At 40.0% G+C, this 19,033-nt stretch carries 18 protein-coding genes; 12 read left to right on the forward strand and 6 right to left on the reverse strand.

Annotated elements, in window-relative coordinates; all coding sequences use genetic code 11:
- Window positions 1–134: 134 nt before the first annotated feature.
- From pta to A6J77_RS07500, 3 genes are all read left to right on the forward strand, one after another.
- Window positions 135–1,118 carry a phosphate acetyltransferase gene (gene pta, locus A6J77_RS07490; RefSeq protein ID WP_083069586.1) on the forward strand — a complete coding sequence of 328 codons (984 nt, stop codon included), beginning with the start codon at window positions 135–137 and terminating at the stop codon, window positions 1,116–1,118.
- A gap of 472 nt (window positions 1,119–1,590) precedes the next feature.
- The gene (gene tsaE / locus A6J77_RS07495) at window positions 1,591–2,058 is read left to right on the forward strand and encodes a tRNA (adenosine(37)-N6)-threonylcarbamoyltransferase complex ATPase subunit type 1 TsaE (protein WP_083069588.1); all 468 of its coding nucleotides are present in this window, start codon (window positions 1,591–1,593) and stop codon (window positions 2,056–2,058) included.
- 47 nt (window positions 2,059–2,105) lie between these two features.
- The gene (locus A6J77_RS07500; protein WP_083069590.1) at window positions 2,106–2,645 is read left to right on the forward strand and encodes a GNAT family N-acetyltransferase; all 540 of its coding nucleotides are present in this window, start codon (window positions 2,106–2,108) and stop codon (window positions 2,643–2,645) included.
- 62 nt (window positions 2,646–2,707) lie between these two features.
- Here A6J77_RS07500 and A6J77_RS07505 read toward each other — a convergent pair whose 3' ends face one another.
- Window positions 2,708–2,947, reverse strand: coding sequence for a TraX protein (locus A6J77_RS07505; protein ID WP_083069592.1), 240 nt, complete (start codon window positions 2,945–2,947; stop codon window positions 2,708–2,710).
- Window positions 2,948–3,174: 227 nt separating this feature from the next.
- On the opposite strand from A6J77_RS07505, the gene murB reads away from it, so the two are divergent.
- The 4 genes from murB to A6J77_RS07525 all read left to right on the forward strand — a co-directional run bounded on the left by murB (window position 3,175) and on the right by A6J77_RS07525 (window position 6,959).
- Window positions 3,175–4,110 carry a UDP-N-acetylmuramate dehydrogenase gene (gene murB, locus A6J77_RS07510; protein WP_083069594.1) on the forward strand — a complete coding sequence of 312 codons (936 nt, stop codon included), beginning with the start codon at window positions 3,175–3,177 and terminating at the stop codon, window positions 4,108–4,110.
- 72 nt (window positions 4,111–4,182) lie between these two features.
- Entirely contained in the window at window positions 4,183–5,859 is a 1,677-nt protein-coding gene (locus tag A6J77_RS07515; protein WP_083069596.1) for a DUF3744 domain-containing protein, read from the forward strand.
- A 67-nt stretch (window positions 5,860–5,926) separates the two neighbouring features.
- The gene (locus A6J77_RS07520) at window positions 5,927–6,637 is read left to right on the forward strand and encodes an AzlC family ABC transporter permease (RefSeq protein ID WP_083069598.1); all 711 of its coding nucleotides are present in this window, start codon (window positions 5,927–5,929) and stop codon (window positions 6,635–6,637) included.
- Window positions 6,638–6,647: 10 nt separating this feature from the next.
- Window positions 6,648–6,959: an AzlD domain-containing protein gene (locus A6J77_RS07525; RefSeq protein ID WP_083069600.1), complete on the forward strand. Its 312-nt coding sequence runs from the start codon at window positions 6,648–6,650 to the stop codon at window positions 6,957–6,959.
- A gap of 872 nt (window positions 6,960–7,831) precedes the next feature.
- On the opposite strand, the gene fni is transcribed toward A6J77_RS07525, so the two are convergent.
- From fni to mvk, 4 genes are all read right to left on the reverse strand, one after another.
- A complete protein-coding gene (gene fni, locus A6J77_RS07530; protein ID WP_193756655.1) occupies window positions 7,832–8,881 on the reverse strand; it encodes a type 2 isopentenyl-diphosphate Delta-isomerase in 1,050 nt (349 codons plus the stop codon).
- Window position 8,882: 1 nt separating this feature from the next.
- Window positions 8,883–10,067, reverse strand: coding sequence for a phosphomevalonate kinase (locus tag A6J77_RS07535; RefSeq protein WP_083069604.1), 1,185 nt, complete (start codon window positions 10,065–10,067; stop codon window positions 8,883–8,885).
- Window positions 10,051–11,064, reverse strand: a complete 1,014-nt coding sequence (gene mvaD / locus A6J77_RS07540; protein ID WP_083069606.1) for a diphosphomevalonate decarboxylase — start codon at window positions 11,062–11,064, stop codon at window positions 10,051–10,053. The genes A6J77_RS07535 and mvaD overlap by 17 nt, the downstream gene beginning before the upstream one ends.
- 63 nt (window positions 11,065–11,127) lie before the next feature.
- Window positions 11,128–12,126, reverse strand: coding sequence for a mevalonate kinase (gene mvk, locus A6J77_RS07545; RefSeq protein WP_083069608.1), 999 nt, complete (start codon window positions 12,124–12,126; stop codon window positions 11,128–11,130).
- A gap of 203 nt (window positions 12,127–12,329) precedes the next feature.
- Between mvk and guaA the strand changes: the two genes are divergently transcribed.
- Entirely contained in the window at window positions 12,330–13,889 is a 1,560-nt protein-coding gene (guaA, locus tag A6J77_RS07550) for a glutamine-hydrolyzing GMP synthase (protein WP_083069610.1), read from the forward strand.
- 308 nt (window positions 13,890–14,197) lie between these two features.
- A complete protein-coding gene (locus A6J77_RS07555; RefSeq protein ID WP_083069612.1) occupies window positions 14,198–14,587 on the forward strand; it encodes a hypothetical protein in 390 nt (129 codons plus the stop codon).
- A gap of 297 nt (window positions 14,588–14,884) precedes the next feature.
- Here A6J77_RS07555 and A6J77_RS07560 read toward each other — a convergent pair whose 3' ends face one another.
- A complete protein-coding gene (locus tag A6J77_RS07560) occupies window positions 14,885–15,397 on the reverse strand; it encodes a GNAT family N-acetyltransferase (protein ID WP_083069614.1) in 513 nt (170 codons plus the stop codon).
- Between the two features lie 439 nt (window positions 15,398–15,836).
- Between A6J77_RS07560 and A6J77_RS07565 the strand changes: the two genes are divergently transcribed.
- The 3 genes from A6J77_RS07565 to A6J77_RS07575 all read left to right on the forward strand — a co-directional run bounded on the left by A6J77_RS07565 (window position 15,837) and on the right by A6J77_RS07575 (window position 19,028).
- Window positions 15,837–17,183, forward strand: a complete 1,347-nt coding sequence (locus tag A6J77_RS07565) for an ABC transporter substrate-binding protein (protein WP_083069616.1) — start codon at window positions 15,837–15,839, stop codon at window positions 17,181–17,183.
- Window positions 17,184–17,247: 64 nt separating this feature from the next.
- A complete protein-coding gene (locus A6J77_RS07570) occupies window positions 17,248–18,141 on the forward strand; it encodes a carbohydrate ABC transporter permease (protein WP_083069618.1) in 894 nt (297 codons plus the stop codon).
- A complete protein-coding gene (locus A6J77_RS07575; protein ID WP_083069620.1) occupies window positions 18,141–19,028 on the forward strand; it encodes a carbohydrate ABC transporter permease in 888 nt (295 codons plus the stop codon). The genes A6J77_RS07570 and A6J77_RS07575 overlap by 1 nt, the downstream gene beginning before the upstream one ends.
- Window positions 19,029–19,033 lie beyond the last annotated feature (5 nt).

The raw sequence follows: 19,033 nt of genomic DNA on the forward strand, positions 1-19,033 counted from the left end.
TTGGGCGAATAATTGATTGAGCGTCTGCAATTTAATGTCAGCACATCTTTGCAGTAATTGTTATGACAAATGTTTTGAAATCGTGTAAAATAAGGATAGTAAGCGTTTTAAATTTCTGAGGAGGAATGTTAAAAATGGATATGTTTGATAGCTTAAAGGCCAAGATCCAAGATAAAAATGTGCGTGTCGTTTTCCCAGAAGGGTACGATGAGCGTATTCTAGGTGCTGTTGTGCGTTTGAAAGCTGAAGGGGTTCTTGAACCGGTTTTATTAGGTAACCCAGAAGAATTAAAAACAATCGCGCATGATCGTGGCTTTGATATCAATAAAATTGATGTTATTGATCCAAACAACTACGATGCATTCGACGAAATGGTTGAAGCCTTTGTTGAACGGCGTAAAGGTAAAGCTACGGAAGAGCAAGCACGTAAAATTTTACGTGATGAAAACTACTTCGGTACGATGTTGGTATACCAAGGTCTATGTGATGCCTTAGTATCAGGTGCCCGTCATTCAACAGGTGACACAGTCCGTCCAGCCTTACAAATTATTAAAACAAAACCAGGCGTTAAGTCTACATCAGGTGCCTTCATCATGTTGCGTGGCCGCGACCAAGAGAAATACTTATTCTCTGACTGTGCGATCAACATCAACCCAGATGCAGAAGGTTTAGCTGAAATTGCAGTTGAATCTGCTAAAACAGCAGCGATGTTTGACATTGATCCAAAAGTTGCTTTATTAAGCTTCTCAACTAAAGGGTCAGCAAAATCTCCAGAGCAAGAAAAAGTTGCTGAAGCAACGCGTCTTGCGAAAGAAAAAGCACCACAATTTGAAATTGACGGTGAATTACAATTTGATGCGGCTTTTGTAGATGCAGTAGCAAAACAAAAAGCACCAGATTCAAACGTTGCTGGTCGAGCAACAGTATTCGTATTCCCAGAAATCCAATCAGGTAACATTGGCTACAAGATTGCACAACGTTTCGGTAACTTTGAAGCAATTGGTCCAATCTTACAAGGTATGGCGAAACCTATTTCAGACCTTTCACGTGGTTGTGTAGAAGAAGATGTTTACAAGTTAGCTATCATCACAGCTAACCAAGCCATCTTAGAAGACTAAAGCAAATAAATAAAACAATAGTGAAAGAGGAATGGCAATTTTGCTGTTTCTCTTTTTGTTAGGAAGGTGAAAATGTTTTTTACCTAATAGGTTAAAATATTTCGATTTTCTAAGACAACCTCCGTGCATGGTGATGAGATGGCTAGCTAAATTGAATCGCAATCTAGATACTTTACGAGCATTTACTTTAGGTGAATATGAATCCTTTTTAAAAGTATAGAACTTTTCTGAAGGAGCGATTATACGTTTTTCAAATCGCATTAAAGTGTCTAGTGATATCGTCGTGGGCAGGTTACAAAATGAAGAATACATTGACTACATAGAGTTAAATCATTCGAAAAGAGAACTTAAAGTGACAGGGCGTTAATTATAATTCGGCTCATACTAATGATGAAAGAATGCTTGAACCTTGTAGTCTTTTCGATTTTTTAGTAAAGTAAATAGAGATAATATAAGGGAGAGAGGGTGTCATATGACTTATAGACTTGAATGGGCGAGTGAGGCTGATACAGATGCTTTTGCCCAAAAATTAGCGACCCAAGTGCAAGCAGGGGACATTATTTGCTTGGAAGGAAATTTAGGTGCGGGAAAAACAACTTTCACCAAGTATTTTGCCAAGGCTTTAGGTATTGATCAAGCCATTAAAAGCCCAACTTACACGATTATTCGCGAATATGAAGACAACGACATCCCTTTATACCACATGGATGCGTATCGATTAGAAGAAACAGGTTCAGATAGTGTAGGTTTAGAAGATTACCTTAATGGCGAGGGGGTAACCATTATCGAATGGCCTCAATTTGTTGTTCAAGATTTACCTAAAGATTATATTTGGTTAACCTTAACAGCATCTTCTGAAACCAGTCGTGAGGTAACCTTAACCTATGAAGGGCCGCGCGGACAAGCGTTGTATGATGGGGTAGTGGCTGACCTCACTTAAGCAAACAGCCAATTTTACGAATAGTCACATAGAAGGATTGAGACAATATGAAAAAAGAACAATTAGAAATTACCCTAGCAGACGCTATGCCTAAAGATGCGAAAGCCTTATTAGACTTCTATAAAGAAGTGGGTAGTGAAACAGATTTCCTTTCATTCGGTGAAGAAGGTTTAGGGATCAACCAAGAACAAGAAACCCGTTATTTGAAATCTTTACAAGAAGCGTTGAATAACCGTGTATTAATTGCACGATTAGGGGATGATATTATTGGTGTTGCAAGCATTGGCGCAGAACAATATGCTAAAGTGGCGCATATGGGTGAACTAGGCATTTCCATTCTACGTCGATTCTGGGGACTGGGTTTATCGCGTGTTATGATGGAAGATATGATTGACTGGGCAACAGAAAATGATATCTTACGTTATTTACGTTTAGAAGTATCTAAAGATAATTTGCGGGCCATTAGCCTATATGAGAAATTTGGTTTTGAAGAAATTGGGGTAACACCTAAAGGGATGTATCATGACGACGCCTTCCATGATTTAGTCATGATGGGCTTAGCTGTCGAAAATCAAGATCAGGCATAAGCATATCGAAAATATAAAAAGGTCGGGACCATTTTCAGTCTCGACCTTTTAAAATACAAATACTACTTAAGAATTGCCATAGCGATCATCACAATCAATAAAATGACTTCAATTGTTACAAGGGACCAACGCCATTTATTGTCTTTTTCATTAAAGGCGAAAATCATGGCAATGATTGGAATAATGATTGATAGTGAGATGTTTGTCCAAGCTAGATCCGCTGCAGGACGGGCAATTTGCAAACCTGCGTAGATAAAGGTTAAAGCGAGCATCATTAAGGCATTTTGTCTGATTTTATTCATGGAGTGGTCCTTTCATATTACAAGTTGTGACAATTTGTCACTAATTAGAATAATACTATAACATGTTTTTAAGAAATTGTTAACGAATCTGCCACACAAACCCTTTAACACAATGTAAAAATGCGTTAAAATGTGTTATTATGAATTAGATTTAACTAGCAGTTTATCAGCAATTTTTGCTGTTTTTTTATTACTGCTAAATATATTACCAGGAAGGGTAATTTACCATGTTTTTAAATGATTTGCGTAAAGCATTTCCCCAATCAACGATAAAATTCAACGAACCATTAAATAACTATACTTATACAAAAACTGGTGGACCAGCGGATGTTTTAATTTTCCCAGAGACACCAGAAGAAATCCAAGCACTTGTTCGTTTTGCCAATAAAGCCCACGAACCAATCTTAGTCCTTGGTAACTCATCAAACGTGATTATTTCAGATGAAGGTGTATCAGGCGTGGTCTTGATGCTGACTGAAATGGATTATATCCAAATTGATGGTACACACATTAAAGCTGGCGCTGGCTCTAAAATCATCGACGTGAGTCGTTCGGCAGGTGCTGAAGGCTTGACTGGTTTTGAATTCGCTTGTGGTATTCCAGGATCCACTGGTGGCGCTGTTTACATGAACGCAGGTGCATATGGCGGCGAAATTTCTGAAGTCCTAGTGGAAGTGGACGTAGTCACAAAAGCTGGCCGTATGTATACGCTGAAGAACGAAGACCTAAATCTCGCTTACCGCCATTCTGACCTACAAGAAACTGGTGATATTGTAGTTGAAGCCCGTTTTAAATTGAAAAAGGGCGACCTACAGTCAATCTTAGCTAAAATGGATGAATTAACTTACCTTCGTGAATCGAAGCAACCTTTAGAGTATCCATCATGCGGATCTGTTTTTAAACGACCAGAAGGCCATTTTACAGGGAAACTGATCCAAGAAGCTGAATTACAGGGCTACACTATTGGTGGTGCACAAATTTCAAAAAAACATGCTGGTTTCATTATCAACGTGGGTGGTGCTACGGCAACTGACTATATTAACATGATCCACCATATTCAAGAAGTGATTTGGGACCTGAATAAGGTAGCCCTAGAACCAGAAGTGCGTATTTTAGGTAAACGGTCTAAATACGATACAGTGGATGCTGCTTTCGGCAATTAGGGATTCGCCAGCTATTAGATAGGATTCATATAACCATTCGCACGTAAATATTATTGAAAGGGGCATGGATTTATGTCCAATCCTTGGATACAATTTAAAAATATGTCGTTTACCTATGAGGGTGCAGGTAGACGGGCATTAAAAAATATCAATCTAACATTCTATCGCGGTGAAAAAGTGTTGATCATCGGGGCTAATGCCTCAGGTAAATCTACCCTAGTACGCGCCCTACGCGGAAAATTAGCCAGCGACGAATTTCAAGGGACTATTGAAGGAGAGGTTATCAATTACGACCTAGAAATGGAAACCATGGACGCAACAGCTATGGCTGACGCAGTGGACCATCACTTGGAGGAAACCCTAGAAGAAAACGGCAAGCGCAAGCGGTCAAGTGATTATATCCCTAATTTTTCGGAAGAGTTAAAGTACCGTATTCTTGAACATCCAACCGAAGCGGATACTAGTTTAGAGCGCCTTTCAGAAGGGCAAAGAGACATTCAAAATTTCGTCAACAACGTCAACTATGAGCAATCCGTCTTTATTTTTGATGAGCCTTTAGCCAATTTAGCACCCCGCGCTGGGCAAATTTTCATCGATTTAGTAGATGACATTCACCATAATACTGACGCTACGATTGTCATGGTTGATTACCGGATTGAAGAAGTCTTATACCGTCCAGTTGACCGCGTCATCGTCCTTTCCGAAGGTCGGGTTATTTTTGACGGGGATTCAGAGAAATTATTAAAGCGGAATATTCTAAACAGTTTAGGTGTTGGCGAGCCATCCTATGTATCGGCTATTCGCTATACTGGCTATCCTTTAGACAAGGTCCGTAACATATCAAACGTCAATTATTTACACGGTCCTAACCTAAAACGAACCATCGAATCCTGGCTGATGACCGTGCCAAATTTCGTTCAAAAACGTAGTGACCAACCTGTTTTGACCCTTGATAATGTATCCTACACTTATCCATGGCGGGACCAAGCCACCTTGCGCAATATTTCGACCCAAGTTTTCAAGGGTGACATGATTGCCATTGTCGGGAAAAATGGGTCGGGCAAGTCCACACTTGGTCAGATGATGGACGGAAACATCCGCCCAGATTCGGGCACGATGACTTGGTTAGGTGAAGAAGTCACTGACGATAACCTATGTCAAATGAAGCAGGAAACAGTCTATATCCAACAAAATATCGACCAATCCATCCTAGATTTCACTGTGAAAGACTATCTGAATGGGATTGCCGCTAATTGTAATTACTCCGCGGAAGTAGCAGAAGATGTCATCCGTGATTCTTTGAAACGAACGGGTTTGATTTATGCTGCTGAACTACGAATTGGCCAGTTATCCTTTGGCCAACAAAAACGAATTATGTTGTCGTCTGCCTTAATCAACAAGCCGTCACTATTAATTATTGACGAGCCTTCTGAAGGCCAAGACTACCATCATTACAATGAATTCATGCAGTATCTATATCAAATTAACCAAGAACAGGAAATTGCGATTATCATCAATACCCATAACACGGACCTAGTATTAGAATTTACCCGTCACGCTTGGGTATTATCTGAGGGCGAATTAATCGCTGATACCCAACCTATTAGAATCGCTACAGATTATCGTTTAATCCAGAGAGCCTTCTTACGGGAATCAAATTTATATATCTTTGCCCGTCAAATTGGCTTAATCGATCCTTACAATTTCATCAAGAAATTCATGGATTACCATAGAGAAGTGAATCGTTAGATAGGTAAATTGCTAGTCAGGTGCTAGCGGATGACGAAATAATAATAAACATAAGGGAGGATGTTTAATGGCAGAAATTGTGGACGCCAAGTCCGAACGTATCAAGTTATCAATCCCCATTATCGTGGGTTATCTACCAGTTGGTTTAGCTTGTGGTTTACTGCTTGCTGATGCCGGCTTAACCTGGTGGCAGGTTGTGCTGATGTCCAGTCTAGTATTTGGGGGCTCCGCACAATTTGTGGCAGCAGCCCTGATTGCACAAAACGCTAGTGTATTCGAAGTCTTTATCTCAGTCTTACTATTAAGTTCCCGTCAGGCCTTGTATAGTGTGTCTTTCGGCCCATACTTAAAACAAGCTCCTAATTTTAAGGTCGCTTGGTTAGGCTACATGACAGCAGACGAATCTTACGCTATCAATGTCCTAAAACTGCAGGATAACAGTCGACAGAAACCATGGGCTATTAACGACGCCTTATTCGTCGCCACTGCAACATGGCTTTCCTGGATCCTATTTACTGCATCAGGTGCCTTGTTTGGTACCTTCATTCAAATTCCTGATGTCATATCAAACTTTGTCATGGTCGCTATGTTTATCGGCATTCTTGTCCCGAATCTAAATAACCGCATGATGCTCAATACCATGTTATTGACAGGTGTGATTGCCGTCATCTTGATGACTATTTTCCAATCATCCTACGTGATTATTATGGCCACAGCCATCGCCTTAGCGGTCGTATTCTATTTCTTAAAACGTCAAGAAAATAACCGTGTAGCATAGGAGGGCTATCATGACATTATTCGTAGTAACACTCGGCTTACTGTGCATCGCCATGCGCGTCGTACCAGCACTCGTTATGCGTAACAGCAAAATTTCTCCAATGGTATACAAAACAATGGCTTACCTACCCGTTATAATTTTTACCGCAATGATTTTTACCGACATATTTTTCTGGAAAAGCCAATTCAACCTCAACCTACTGGAGAATATCAAACTGATACCAGCACTCGTGTCCTTGTTCGTCGCCTACCGGTATAAAGACATCATCAAAACCATCATCGCTGGCGTCGGCACCATCGCCATTTTATACATTTTCCTATAATTTTTTGAAAAAGGGTATAGCGATTTCGAGCTAGACCTCAGACCGTGACTCGAGGGCCATGGTCTTTTTTTACTGTCGTCATTTGGTTAGAATCAACAATCCTTTGTCTAAAATTGTAGGGCGTGGAAATAGCTCTTTTGTTTCGGCTCGGCTGATATAAACATGTGGCAGTCCTAATAAAAAGGGCATGCAAAAAAAGTGCCTTCTTCATGTTGAAGGGGCACTTTTTGGTGAATATTTAAGTTAAAGAGATATTTGCGTCACATTTTTATAAAGGGGCTCTCGCACCTTGTAGTCGAGCTCAAAATGTCAGACTCGTGCCACTTCAGAAATAAGTTGCGTGATGTACCATCACTACATTTATTTCTTCCACTGTTACGAGTCTAAACGACATTTTTCACATCCTTACAATCGGGCTCCACAAACCAGAAATGACTGCGTTTCAGATTAGCTTATAGCTGATTGCATCATCTCTGCGCTAATCTTTCAACGTTCATTTCTGAACGGTTTGTGTCGCACCTTGTAGTCGAGTTCAAAATGTCAGACTCGTGCCACTTCAGAAATAAGTTGCGTGATGTGCCATCACTACATTTATTTCTTCCACTGTTACGAGTCTAAACGACATTTTTCACATCCTTATAATCGGGCTCCACAAACCAGAAATGACTGCGTTTCAGATTAGATTATGGCTGATTGCATCATCTCTGCTCCAACCTTCCAACGTTCATTTCTGAACGGTTTGTGTCGCACCTTGTAGTCGAGTTCAAAATGTCAGACTCGTGCCACTTCAGAAATAAGTTGCGTGATGTGCCATCACTACATTTATTTCTTCCACTGTTACGAGTCTAAACGACATTTTTCACATCCTTATCTTAATTCTGGCTTCTTGATGCGAAATACTCGATATTGATTCGGCGGAGTCTTGACCATTCGGCTGGTTTCCCGGTGATCATCAAGTCTGTGTTACGCAGTTCATTCAGGTCTTGGCAGTCTAATACCATCATCAACAAGCGTAATTGTTCGTCGTAAGACTTGACCATTTCAATGGTTGCGTCTACGCCTTCTCCAAGGACCGAATGCAAGAACTGACCTGACATACCAACGGCAGATGCGCCTAGGGCAAGGGCCTTCATCATTTGCATTGGGTCTTTAATCCCACCAGAAGCAACGATGGTGGTCTGACTCATCAATGGCTGTGCTTCTAATAATGAAATAACGGTTGATTGCCCCCAGTCAGCCATGTAGGCGAACTCTTGGTGTTCACGGCGAGCGTTTTCGATTTTGGCGAAATTCGTTCCACCTGTACCTGAAACATCGATGGTATTAACGCCTAAACTTTGTAGATGGTGCATGGTTTGGTAAGACATACCAAAGCCAACTTCCTTAACCATTACCGGCCGATCTACGTTTTCGACGATAGCCACAATATTGTCTTCTAATTTTCTGAAATCTCGGTCGCCTTCAGGCATGACAATTTCTTGAGCTGTATTCAAGTGAATTTGTAGGGCATCTGCGTCTAATAAATCGACTGCTCTTTTGGCATCCTCTAAGGTCTTATCAGCGCCGACATTGGCCATCAAGAAACCATTGGGATTCAGGTCACGAATAATGGTAAAAGAATCCGCTACAGAAGGGTCTTTTAAGGCTGCAGAAACGGATCCTGAAGCCATTGGTAAATGACATTCACGAGCAACTTCAGCGAACATACCATTAATTTTCTTGGTCCATTCAGACCCACCAGTCATGGCATTAATATAGAAAGGGCGGTCAAACTGTTGTTTAAACAAAGTGGTCGACAAGTCGATATTATTGAATTCTTGGTGGGACAGGGATGGGTGGACAAAGCGAACAGATTCAAAATCAGTTGGCGCTGTTTGGTATTGCATTTCAGCATTGTGCACGTGGGCATCTTTACGGTTCATACTATCTCTCCTGTTCATTTCTTTGCCAGAAAGCGAAGGGGAGCACGACTAGGTCATTTTCTCGCCATAAGCCTTGGATGGCTTTGGCCTCATCAGCGTGACTAGAAATCGCGTAGGCACAGTCTCCAGCCCCCGCACCAGAAATTTTGGCGACGGTTTTTTCTGATGTGACTAACTTCAATGCTTTCTTAAAGGACTTGGTCAAATAAGGCTTATTCAATGTTTGGGTATAGGTTAAAATATTGTCGAAATTATCTTTAATCGCTGATTTGAATAAAGACCATTCATTCATTTGGATGGCTGCCTTAGCCATTAAAACTTGGCGTTTGGCCAATTGTTTAAAACTGGCCATGACTTCTTCTAGTTCTCGTTCAGAAATATGGTGGGCCACCATTTTTAATAAGTCTTCAGTCGATGCTTTTTCTTTAGACCAAACTAACGATAAAGTCCAGTCTGGATCAATCGGTAATTGTTCAATGATCAATTCCGGCCAAAATTCTTCGGTTAAGGCATGAATTTCTTGCCCGGTCGATTTGGCTTGTTGGTCAAACCAGGAACGGTCGAAGTTTTGGTAGTAGATGACACCTGTTTGGGTGCTGGCTGCAACATCTCCAAGTGAGCCTACCATGCCCAATTGTGCTTGAGCGATGGCAACTAATTTAAAGACCCGGTAGACCCACTGCGATTCCGTAATATCTTGGTCTAATTTGTAGAATTTCAATAAGGCTGAAACGACAGCCACTGAGATGGCACCAGATGATCCTAAACCATATTTAGTCCCGTCAGCCGCATCCAAGTCAGACTGAATTTTCAAATCAAAGTAATCTGGTGTCGCTGCCGATTTCATGCCGACTGCTTCAGCATATGCTATTACAGTTTGCATAGCTTGCCAAATTAATGGGAATTCGCCAGCTTCTGGGTCGTTAGAAACAACTTGGCCATTGACGTCGTAGGTCCAAGCAATTGGATGGTCAGCCTGGTTGGTGATTAAGTAACCATTCTGCCCAGAATTCACCTCTAAAGTGAGGTGTAAGAAGGCGTCAACTGTGGTTAATAAGGCAGCTTGACCAGAACTCACCACTGCATATTCGCCCGCAAGGAATAATTTCCCCGGCACGGCCACCTTGATGGCATCTGTATCGTTATTCGTATGGATTATCGTGCTATCATTATAAGATTGCGCCATCGTCATACTCCCATCTATCTAAGGGTTTAATCCCCGGTCCAGCAGTCGTTTGGATAAAGTTCATACCTTTAAATCGTTCTGCAAAAAAGGCTTCCACCTCGTCCATCTGGCTCGCTTTACATAAAACTTTCACGTTTGGCCCAGCATCAATTGTATAGTAAGCCAAAACGCCAGTCGCGCGTATATCTTGGACTGCTTGAATGGCTTTAATGGTATCAGGTTCAAAATAGGTGAAAGAAGGATCAGAAGCCATAGTTGTTGCATGCATCCGCATGGCATTGGCTTCAGCGATTTCACCCATCAATTGGAAATCGTGCTTGGCAATGGCCGCTTTAATTCGCTCTAAATCAATCATATTTTGCCGAACCCATTCAGGGTAGAAAGGCGACGTCCGCAAGGTATGGGCCATCCCTTCACGAGAAGATATGCGTTTCTCAGCGGTGTTAATGGCCATAATGACCATGCCCACATCCCAAGAGGCGTCGTCAATTTCAACTGCCATAGAGTTTTCATTGGTGGTCCCTTTTTGCCATTCAACAAAGCCACCGAAAATGGACCGTGTTGCTGATCCAGATCCCCGTCGCGCAAATGTCGATAGTGCCTGGTCAGAAATTTGATTTTCTAACTTTAAAGCCTGTCTAGTAGCCGCCGCTAGGGCCGAAAATGCCGACGACGAAGAAGCCAAGCCTGCCGCAGTGGGCACATGATTGACGCTTTCTACTTTAGCCCGCAAGTCCACGCCAGCTTCTGCTCTAAACATATCTAAAAACTTGCTAATTTTCGTCGTATCCGCTTCATTGCCTAATTGATTGTTTAAATAAAAAACATCCACGTCAAAATCGCTCGAAAAAGTCACGCGCGTGTCTGTATACAAGGCGTCTAAAGTGAGCGACAAACTAGATGTAGTGGGGATAAATAAGTCCTTATTCGCCTTACCCCAATATTTAATTAATGCAATATTGGTGTGCGCCCGGTAAGCGCCTTGAAAAACTGACATCTCGATTCTCCCTCAAAAAATTTTCTTTCCCTTATTATAACTGATTTCTGCAGATTACGCCCACTATTCGCCGGCATTATCATCTAAAGGTGATGATTTAAAAGGCACCACCCAGCTCGCCACCGCCATATTTTCTGTTTTTAAAGCTTTAGCCAAAAGGGTAGCCTTGTCCTTGCTGTCGCACAAGGCGAAATAGCAACCACCACGGCCACCACCAGTTAGCTTGGCTGCGCCGGCCCCATTCGCTTCCGCAAAAGAAACGCCCGCCTCAAGTTCAGGACTGGATACTTGTAAAGCCCGCAAGTGCTGATGGGCATCCTTAAACGTGCGACAAATAGCCGTAAACCACTGGTCATTGGCCATTTTATCAGAATTTAATTCAACTAAATCAATAAATTGATTCGCTGCCTCACCAAGCTGACGTAAATTACATTCAACAGCTTGACGACGGGTAATAAAAGCTGAATTCAAACCAGCTGCCACATCAGCTACCGCATTTTTGGTATTGCCGTGAATGCCAGTATCCGCAACCACCAACCAATAAGGGGTGTCGAAATGTACAATCGTCATTGGTTGATTTTTTTGATAAATCAAAGGAACGCCAAGGCCGGCCACACGTGCATCCAAACCAGACGGATTGCCGTGACTAATTTTTTCAGATAAGTCTACGTATTTTAATAGTTTGTCTTCTGTAAGGGGAAGGTCATAGTAATTGTAGAAAGCGCGGACCAAAGCTGTTGCCATAGCTGCTGAAGAACCCATACCTCGCTCAGCGGGTATAGATGAGTGGATATTAATCAGCCAGTGACTCTGGGTCTGGGTCATTAAATCGGCCCGCAATTGGTCATAAACAGCTAGCAAGTTCTGTAAATCTGATGGTGCTTGGTGGAGTGGTCCTTCATATAAGTCACTCACCAAATAAGCATTGGTTTGAATCTGTTCAATGGTGACTGTCATTTCTACCGCATGAAAGGGTAGGGCTACAGATGGATACCCATGAACCACGGCATGTTCACCAATAATAATGATTTTCCCGTTGGCTTTACCAGTCGCTTTTTTCATACTTTCACTCCTATTCTGTTCTATTATATACAATATTTACAGGTGCCAACAACTTTGAAAACGAATTAAATGTAAATTTAGCAAATTATTAAAGGTTGTACGAGTAGATTCCGAACAATATTTTATTAACCTTGATAAATCCCTAGTAATCACAAATATTAAATGCTAGAATAAAGATGAAATTCGAAAAAGGAAGTGAAAACATGAGTGTCCAACAATCAATGCAAGATATTGAAAAAATCATTGTACTTGATTACGGTAGTCAATATAACCAATTGATTACCCGTCGTATTCGTGAGCTAGGCGTTTATTCAGAACTACTATCACATAAACTAACTGCTGACGAAATCATGGCGAAAGGTAATGTTAAAGGAATCATCTTATCTGGTGGTCCAATGTCAGTGTATGCAGACGGTGCTTTTTCAATCGATGAAGCCGTATTTGATTTAGGTATCCCAGTTTTAGGGATTTGCTATGGTATGCAATTAATGACATTCAAAAATGGTGGGGTAGTTGCCCGCTCTGACAAACGTGAATACGGTCAACAACCATTATTCATCGACAAGGCAGATTCAGCCATTTTTAAAGGGTTAGAAGCAGAAGAATTAGTGTTAATGAGCCATTCTGACCGTATTGAAGAAATTCCCGAAGGCTTTGAAGTCACTGCACGCGGTGAACATAGTCCAGTAGCAGCCTTTGAAAACACAGAAAAACAATTCTACGGTTTCCAATTCCACCCAGAAGTTCGTGCATCAGTTCACGGTAACGACATGTTACGTAACTTCGTCTTCGACATTTGTGGCGCACAAGGGTCATGGACGATGGAAAAATTCATCGATATTAAAATCCAAGAAATTCGTGAATTAGTGGGCGATGGTAAAGTATTGCTTGGCCTTTCTGGTGGGGTAGACTCATCTGTTGTTGGTGTATTATTACAAAAAGCCATTGGTGACCAATTAACTTGTATCTTCGTAGACCACGGTTTATTACGTAAAAACGAAGCAGAAGAGGTAATGGAAACACTAGGTGGTAAATTTGGTTTAAACATCATCAAAGTAGATGCTGAAGACCGTTTCCTAAGCAAATTAGCAGGCGTATCTGATCCAGAACGTAAACGTAAAATTATCGGTAACGAATTCGTTTATGTATTCGATGACGAAGCACAAAAAATTAAAGACGTTGATTACTTAGCGCAAGGTACTTTATATACTGACGTTATTGAGTCAGGTACAGATACAGCGCAAACCATTAAGTCTCACCATAACGTTGGTGGCTTACCAGAAGACATGACCTTCTCATTGATCGAACCTTTAAATACCTTATTTAAAGATGAAGTCCGTGCAGTAGGGACAGAACTTGGCATGCCAGATAAGATCGTTTGGCGCCAACCATTCCCAGGACCAGGTTTAGCTATCCGTATCATCGGTGAAGTAACCCCTGAAAAACTAGAAGTCGTTCGTGAATCTGACTTTATCCTACGTGATGAAATTAGAAAACACGGTCTAGAAGGCGACATCTGGCAATACTTTACAGTCCTACCTGGTTTCAAATCAGTAGGGGTAATGGGTGACGAGCGTACTTACGAATACACAATTGGTATCCGTGCCGTAACCTCAATCGACGGTATGACATCTGAATGGGCACGCATCCCTTACGACGTATTAGACACCATTTCTAAACGTATCGTAAACGAATGTGCACACATCAACCGCGTAGTCTTAGACATTACGAGCAAGCCACCTGCAACAATAGAGTGGGAATAAAAACAAAAGACCTTACAATCATTGTTTTAACAGTGTTTGTAGGGTCTTATTTTTGTTTAAACCACTTAAAACCAACTTAAAATGTTTAGTAGGTCAGATACTTCAGTTTTTCAATTATATACTGTATTAAGAAAGATACGATTTGGATTACTTAAAATAGACTGATTTCATATAGTAGATAAATAGTGGTGAAATTGTTAAATATGAAAAATTTAGTTTAGGGTGGTAAATTAAGCGTATCATTAAAGAAAGATTTCAAAATCTTAGAAACAAAAAATTGTTAATGTTTGAAGAAAGGGAAATTTAGAATGAAAAATGAGAATAATCCTTTAAAAGAAAAAACAAAAATTCGAGAGAAAGCAGTAGAACAGACGAATCTAGCATTGACGTTTATACGTATTATTGTTGTTGGTATTGTTCTATTCTTCTTATCGCTGTTTGTAATAAAAGTGTGCGTAGATCTAACAGAAAATGGGGATAATGTTATATGGAATGTAGCATTTTTAACATTTTTATTTCTTTGGGTCTTACTTATAGTGATGCTATCAGCTAGTATCGCCATTGCTAAATATTATGCTAAAGATACGTTTCCTAATTATTGTGCTAAAAAAATTCTAGAAGCTTGTATTCAGACATTTGCGGGTATTCTTATAGCTGGAATCGTTGGGACGGGGGCTTATATTATTCTCAACCTCTGAGTCTTGATACAAGCATTTTCCATAAGTATGATAAATTTCATATTAATCACATTAAGTAGATGAAAAGAAGCACCTCTTATCCGTTAAGCGTAAGGGTGCTTTTGTAGTACATGACCTTCAAGTTGATCAATTTGCTGTTAAAGTGTATTTTTAAACTAAAATTGCTTATAAAGATTCATTACAAAGAATATTTTGGAAGGATAATTGTAGAGCCTCCCTAAAGTTAGACCAAAAATCTAACTTTTGGGGGGCTTTACACCATGTTCAGGGATTTTCTATATAATTAAATCATTTTTCCTATAGGTCTTTATAGTATATTAAATCAATTTGTTCATCGTCAGCCATGAAGAAAGAATGTTGGCTTATGTGACGCAAGCCCATTTTGCTATAGAAATTTAGGGCACGTTGGTTATGTTCCCAAACGCCAAGCCACATACCGTTTACACCAAGTTCACGTGCGATTTCTTCAGCCGTTTGAATTAGTTTGGTTCCGTAACCATTACGTAGAAAGGCTGTCCGCACATAAATCCGTTCAACCTCAAGTAAGTTGTCACCTATGTATTCAGTCTGGGCATCCCCAAGATTGAGTTTCAAGTAGCCAACTGTTTCATTATTCTCCTTCATAAAAAAGAACTGGCTGTTGGTTTCTGCTAATTCAGCTAGCAACTTATCGCGGTTGTAGGCATCCTCCAAGTAAATACGCATATTTTCATCTGAATTAAATTCTCCAAAAGTATCCGTATAGGTTTCGATAGAGACAGCTCTTAGCTCATCCACATCGGCCACACTACATTGATGTAATTGTGTCATAAATGACCATCCTCCTTACAAAATGAATTCCTTATATCATAACCTAAAAGTCTAGAAAACTTAAATCATATATAGAACGAAATGGAAAATAGGGATTAACTGAGAATAGCTATGAATATTCTAATCGAAGTATCCATAATAAACGAATATGGGACGTTAATACCGGGAAATTGTAAATAATTCACTTAATATTTACAAAAATCACATCTAGATTTAGGAATCAGCAACCCTTGAATACAGTTACGTGCTTGATGTGATAGGGATTTATTCGTTTTTATATGATGAATAAAATCAATTAAGTGTAAAAAATTCGGATTAAAGACTTTACTGATTATTTTCAAAACTAATACTGAAACTTGATTGGAAGTTAATATTAGTAGTTTAAGATAAATAGCGGAGTTAAAAATTTGAGATTAATTTTCGGGAGGAAATAAGGACAATGAAATTTAACAAGAATATTATGCGCTTTGGTGTGGGGTTATTATCAGCTGCATTATTAGCTGCATGTGGTAATGCTAGTGCAGGTTCTGAATCATCTAACTCATCTACTGGTGCTGCAGAGGGCGAAACTGAATTAGTATTCTGGCATGGTATGGGTGGGTCTACTGGTGAAGCACTACAAAAAATCGTTGACCAATATAACGAGTCGCAAGATGAAGTTTTCGTCAATGCGCAATATCAAGGAACTTATGATGAAACATTAACAAAATTACGGTCATCTGCCTCTGGTTCTGATGTCGGTGCCGACTTAGTTCAAGTATTTGAACAAGGGATGACATTCATGATCGACTCAGGTTTAACAGTACCTGTTCAAGATTACGTTGACGAATCTGGATTTGAATTAGGCGACTTAGAAGAAAACTTATTAGCTTACTATACGAAGGATGACACTTTATACTCTATGCCATTCAACTCATCTACACCGTTAATGTACTACAATGCGGACCTATTTGAGCAAGCTGGTATCGAAGAAGCACCAACTACATTTGAAGAAATTATTGAAATTTCACCACAATTAACTGAAGCAGGCGTTGAAATGCCAATGTCATTAACTATCTATGGTTGGTACATTGAGCAATTTATCAACAAAACTGAAGAAGACATGTACAACAATGGTAACGGCCGTGATGCTGCACCAACAGAAGTTGTATTCGACCAAAACGGTAGCATGCTACGTGCCTTAGAAACTTGGAAAAAAGCACAAGACGAAGGTGTAGCACCCAACGTGGGACGTACTGGTGGACAAGCTGAGTTCGTTTCAGGTCAATCAGCAATCACTTTAGCTTCAACAGCAACATTACGTCAAATCTTAACAGAAGTTGACGGCCGATTCGAAGTAGGTACTGCTTACTTCCCAGCATTATCTTCGGAAGATGAAGGTGGCGTTTCAATCGGTGGTGCGTCTCTATGGATGATCGAATCTGAAGACGAAGCTAAGAAAGATGCTACTTGGGACTTCATGCAATACCTAGTAACACCTGAGGTTCAAGCGCAATGGAATGCAGATACAGGTTACTTCCCTGTAAACAAAAATGCCCATGACGAACAAGTATTCAAAGATAACTTAGCAGAATTCCCTCAATTCCAAACGGCGATTGACCAATTACATGATGCGACACCTGAAGATCAAGGTGCTTTATCTGGTGTAAATCAAGAAGCTCGTATGTACTTCGAAGCAGAATTAGAGCGCCTATTAAATGATGAAATCACTGCAGAAGAGGCAGTTCAAAATATGGCTGATCAAACAAATGCAGCGCTTGAAAACTACAATGCGACGAATCAATAAGATTTAGACTTTGTACAGCCGGAAGCTTTTTCCGGCTGTTTTATATTTTGAAAGGAGCACAATTTTGGAACGTACAGATGAAATTGTAATCATTAAAGCGAAGAAGACCTTGGGTGAACGAATCCAACCTTATATGTACTTGTTACCAGCTTTGTTAGTTTTAACAGTATTTATGTTTTGGCCTTTTATCCAAACGATTTTCCGTTCGCTATATCTAACAGATTCTTTCGGTCAAATGTCCCAGTTTCTTGGTTTGAGAAACTATGTTGAATTATTTGCCAGTAAATCATTCTGGAACTCTATGATGGTATCATTCCAGTTTGTTTTGATTGTTGTACTTTTTGGTGTGACAGTTGGACTAATAGCGGCTATTCTATGTCAACGGTCATTTCCTGGGATTAGATTTTTCTCTACCTCTTATGCGATGCCAATGGCTATTGCATCTGCAGGTATGGCCATGATTTTCCAAGTCATGTTAAACCCGACAGTAGGAATTATAAACAAGTTAATCGGCACTAATCAGAACCTTCTAACGCATCCAACATGGTCTCTGGTAGTTATAGGGATTTTAACTGGCTGGTTAAATTCAGGGATGAACTTTTTATATTTCTCTTCTGGATTAGCGAGTATTGAGGATTCTTTATATGAAAGTGCCTCAATTGATGGAGCCAACGGTTTTCAAAAATTTATCAATATTACCATTCCTTCATTAGGCCCAACTTTCTTCTTTGTTATTGTAACTAACGTGATTAACGCCTTCCAAGGTTTCGGTCAAATCAATATCTTGACTAAAGGTGGTCCAGGTGAAGCGACGAACGTAATTGTTTACGATATTTACAAGAATGCCTTTATGAATTACCGGTATGGATTTGCCTCAGCAGAATCAGTTGTTTTATTCGTCATCATTATGATTTTAACAATTATCATGTTTATCATTCGAGGAAGGAGCAATAAATAATGGCTAGCACGCAAGCAAATTCAATAGCAGTTACAAACCGTAATAAACAGGATCAGAAATATTTGATGCAGCAAAGAGTTCAACAAGTAGGCGTAATTGTCCTTAACGTTATCATGTGGCTTTTTATGATGTTTCCTTTAATTTATGCCGTATTAATGGCCTTGAAACCATCAGCTGAATTATATGATCCAAATTCAATTCTATTCCCGCAAAACCCAACGTTAACAAACTTCGTTCAAGTTTTTGATATCGCCCCTTTAGGTCGTTATATCGTCAACTCAATTATCGTAGCAACATCTGTTACCTTATTGCAGATTCTGACATCTTTATTAGCCGGTTTTGCTTTCAGATTTGTAAACTTTAAGGGCAGTAAATTAGTGTATGCCTTAATCCTTTCTACCATGATGGTACCAGGTGAAGCGGTAATTATCTCTCAATTCTTGATGGTATCTGGCTGGGGCTTAAATGATTCAATTATTGTATTGATCCTGCCATTTATGGCTTCAGCATTTAACATCTTTTTATGTACACAAGCGCTACAAAACTTCCCTTATGAAATTTATGAAGCAGCTAAAATGGATGGGTGTAAAGATTTACGATTTGTATTTGAAATTATGTTTCCATTACTGAGACCAACGCTTGGTTCAATGGCCGTTCAGTCATTCCTTGCAGGTTGGAACATGTACATGTGGCCGTTACTAGTAACGAATAACGATAATGCGCGAACTGTTCAAATCGGGATTTCAATGTTGAATAGTGTAGATTCACAATCATTAGTTTTAATGGTAGCGGGTGTTATTATTTCAATGATACCTAGTCTAGCCATCTTTGTTATCGGATCTAAGAACATGGTTAAAGGTTTAACTGCAGGGGCAGTGAAAGGTTAATAGGA

The organism is Aerococcus viridans (assembly GCF_002083135.2).
Taxonomy (GTDB): domain Bacteria; phylum Bacillota; class Bacilli; order Lactobacillales; family Aerococcaceae; genus Aerococcus; species Aerococcus viridans_C.

Coding starts and splice junctions, on each gene's coding strand:
- pta (WP_083069586.1), top strand. CDS start 135: ATGGATATGTTTGATAGCTTAAAGGCCAAGATCCAAGATAAAAATGTG.
- tsaE (WP_083069588.1), top strand. CDS start 1,591: ATGACTTATAGACTTGAATGGGCGAGTGAGGCTGATACAGATGCTTTT.
- A6J77_RS07500 (WP_083069590.1), top strand. CDS start 2,106: ATGAAAAAAGAACAATTAGAAATTACCCTAGCAGACGCTATGCCTAAA.
- A6J77_RS07505 (WP_083069592.1), bottom strand. CDS start 2,947: ATGAATAAAATCAGACAAAATGCCTTAATGATGCTCGCTTTAACCTTT.
- murB (WP_083069594.1), top strand. CDS start 3,175: ATGTTTTTAAATGATTTGCGTAAAGCATTTCCCCAATCAACGATAAAA.
- A6J77_RS07515 (WP_083069596.1), top strand. CDS start 4,183: ATGTCCAATCCTTGGATACAATTTAAAAATATGTCGTTTACCTATGAG.
- A6J77_RS07520 (WP_083069598.1), top strand. CDS start 5,927: ATGGCAGAAATTGTGGACGCCAAGTCCGAACGTATCAAGTTATCAATC.
- A6J77_RS07525 (WP_083069600.1), top strand. CDS start 6,648: ATGACATTATTCGTAGTAACACTCGGCTTACTGTGCATCGCCATGCGC.
- fni (WP_193756655.1), bottom strand. CDS start 8,881: ATGAACCGTAAAGATGCCCACGTGCACAATGCTGAAATGCAATACCAA.
- A6J77_RS07535 (WP_083069604.1), bottom strand. CDS start 10,067: ATGGCGCAATCTTATAATGATAGCACGATAATCCATACGAATAACGAT.
- mvaD (WP_083069606.1), bottom strand. CDS start 11,064: ATGTCAGTTTTTCAAGGCGCTTACCGGGCGCACACCAATATTGCATTA.
- mvk (WP_083069608.1), bottom strand. CDS start 12,126: ATGAAAAAAGCGACTGGTAAAGCCAACGGGAAAATCATTATTATTGGT.
- guaA (WP_083069610.1), top strand. CDS start 12,330: ATGAGTGTCCAACAATCAATGCAAGATATTGAAAAAATCATTGTACTT.
- A6J77_RS07555 (WP_083069612.1), top strand. CDS start 14,198: ATGAAAAATGAGAATAATCCTTTAAAAGAAAAAACAAAAATTCGAGAG.
- A6J77_RS07560 (WP_083069614.1), bottom strand. CDS start 15,397: ATGACACAATTACATCAATGTAGTGTGGCCGATGTGGATGAGCTAAGA.
- A6J77_RS07565 (WP_083069616.1), top strand. CDS start 15,837: ATGAAATTTAACAAGAATATTATGCGCTTTGGTGTGGGGTTATTATCA.
- A6J77_RS07575 (WP_083069620.1), top strand. CDS start 18,141: ATGGCTAGCACGCAAGCAAATTCAATAGCAGTTACAAACCGTAATAAA.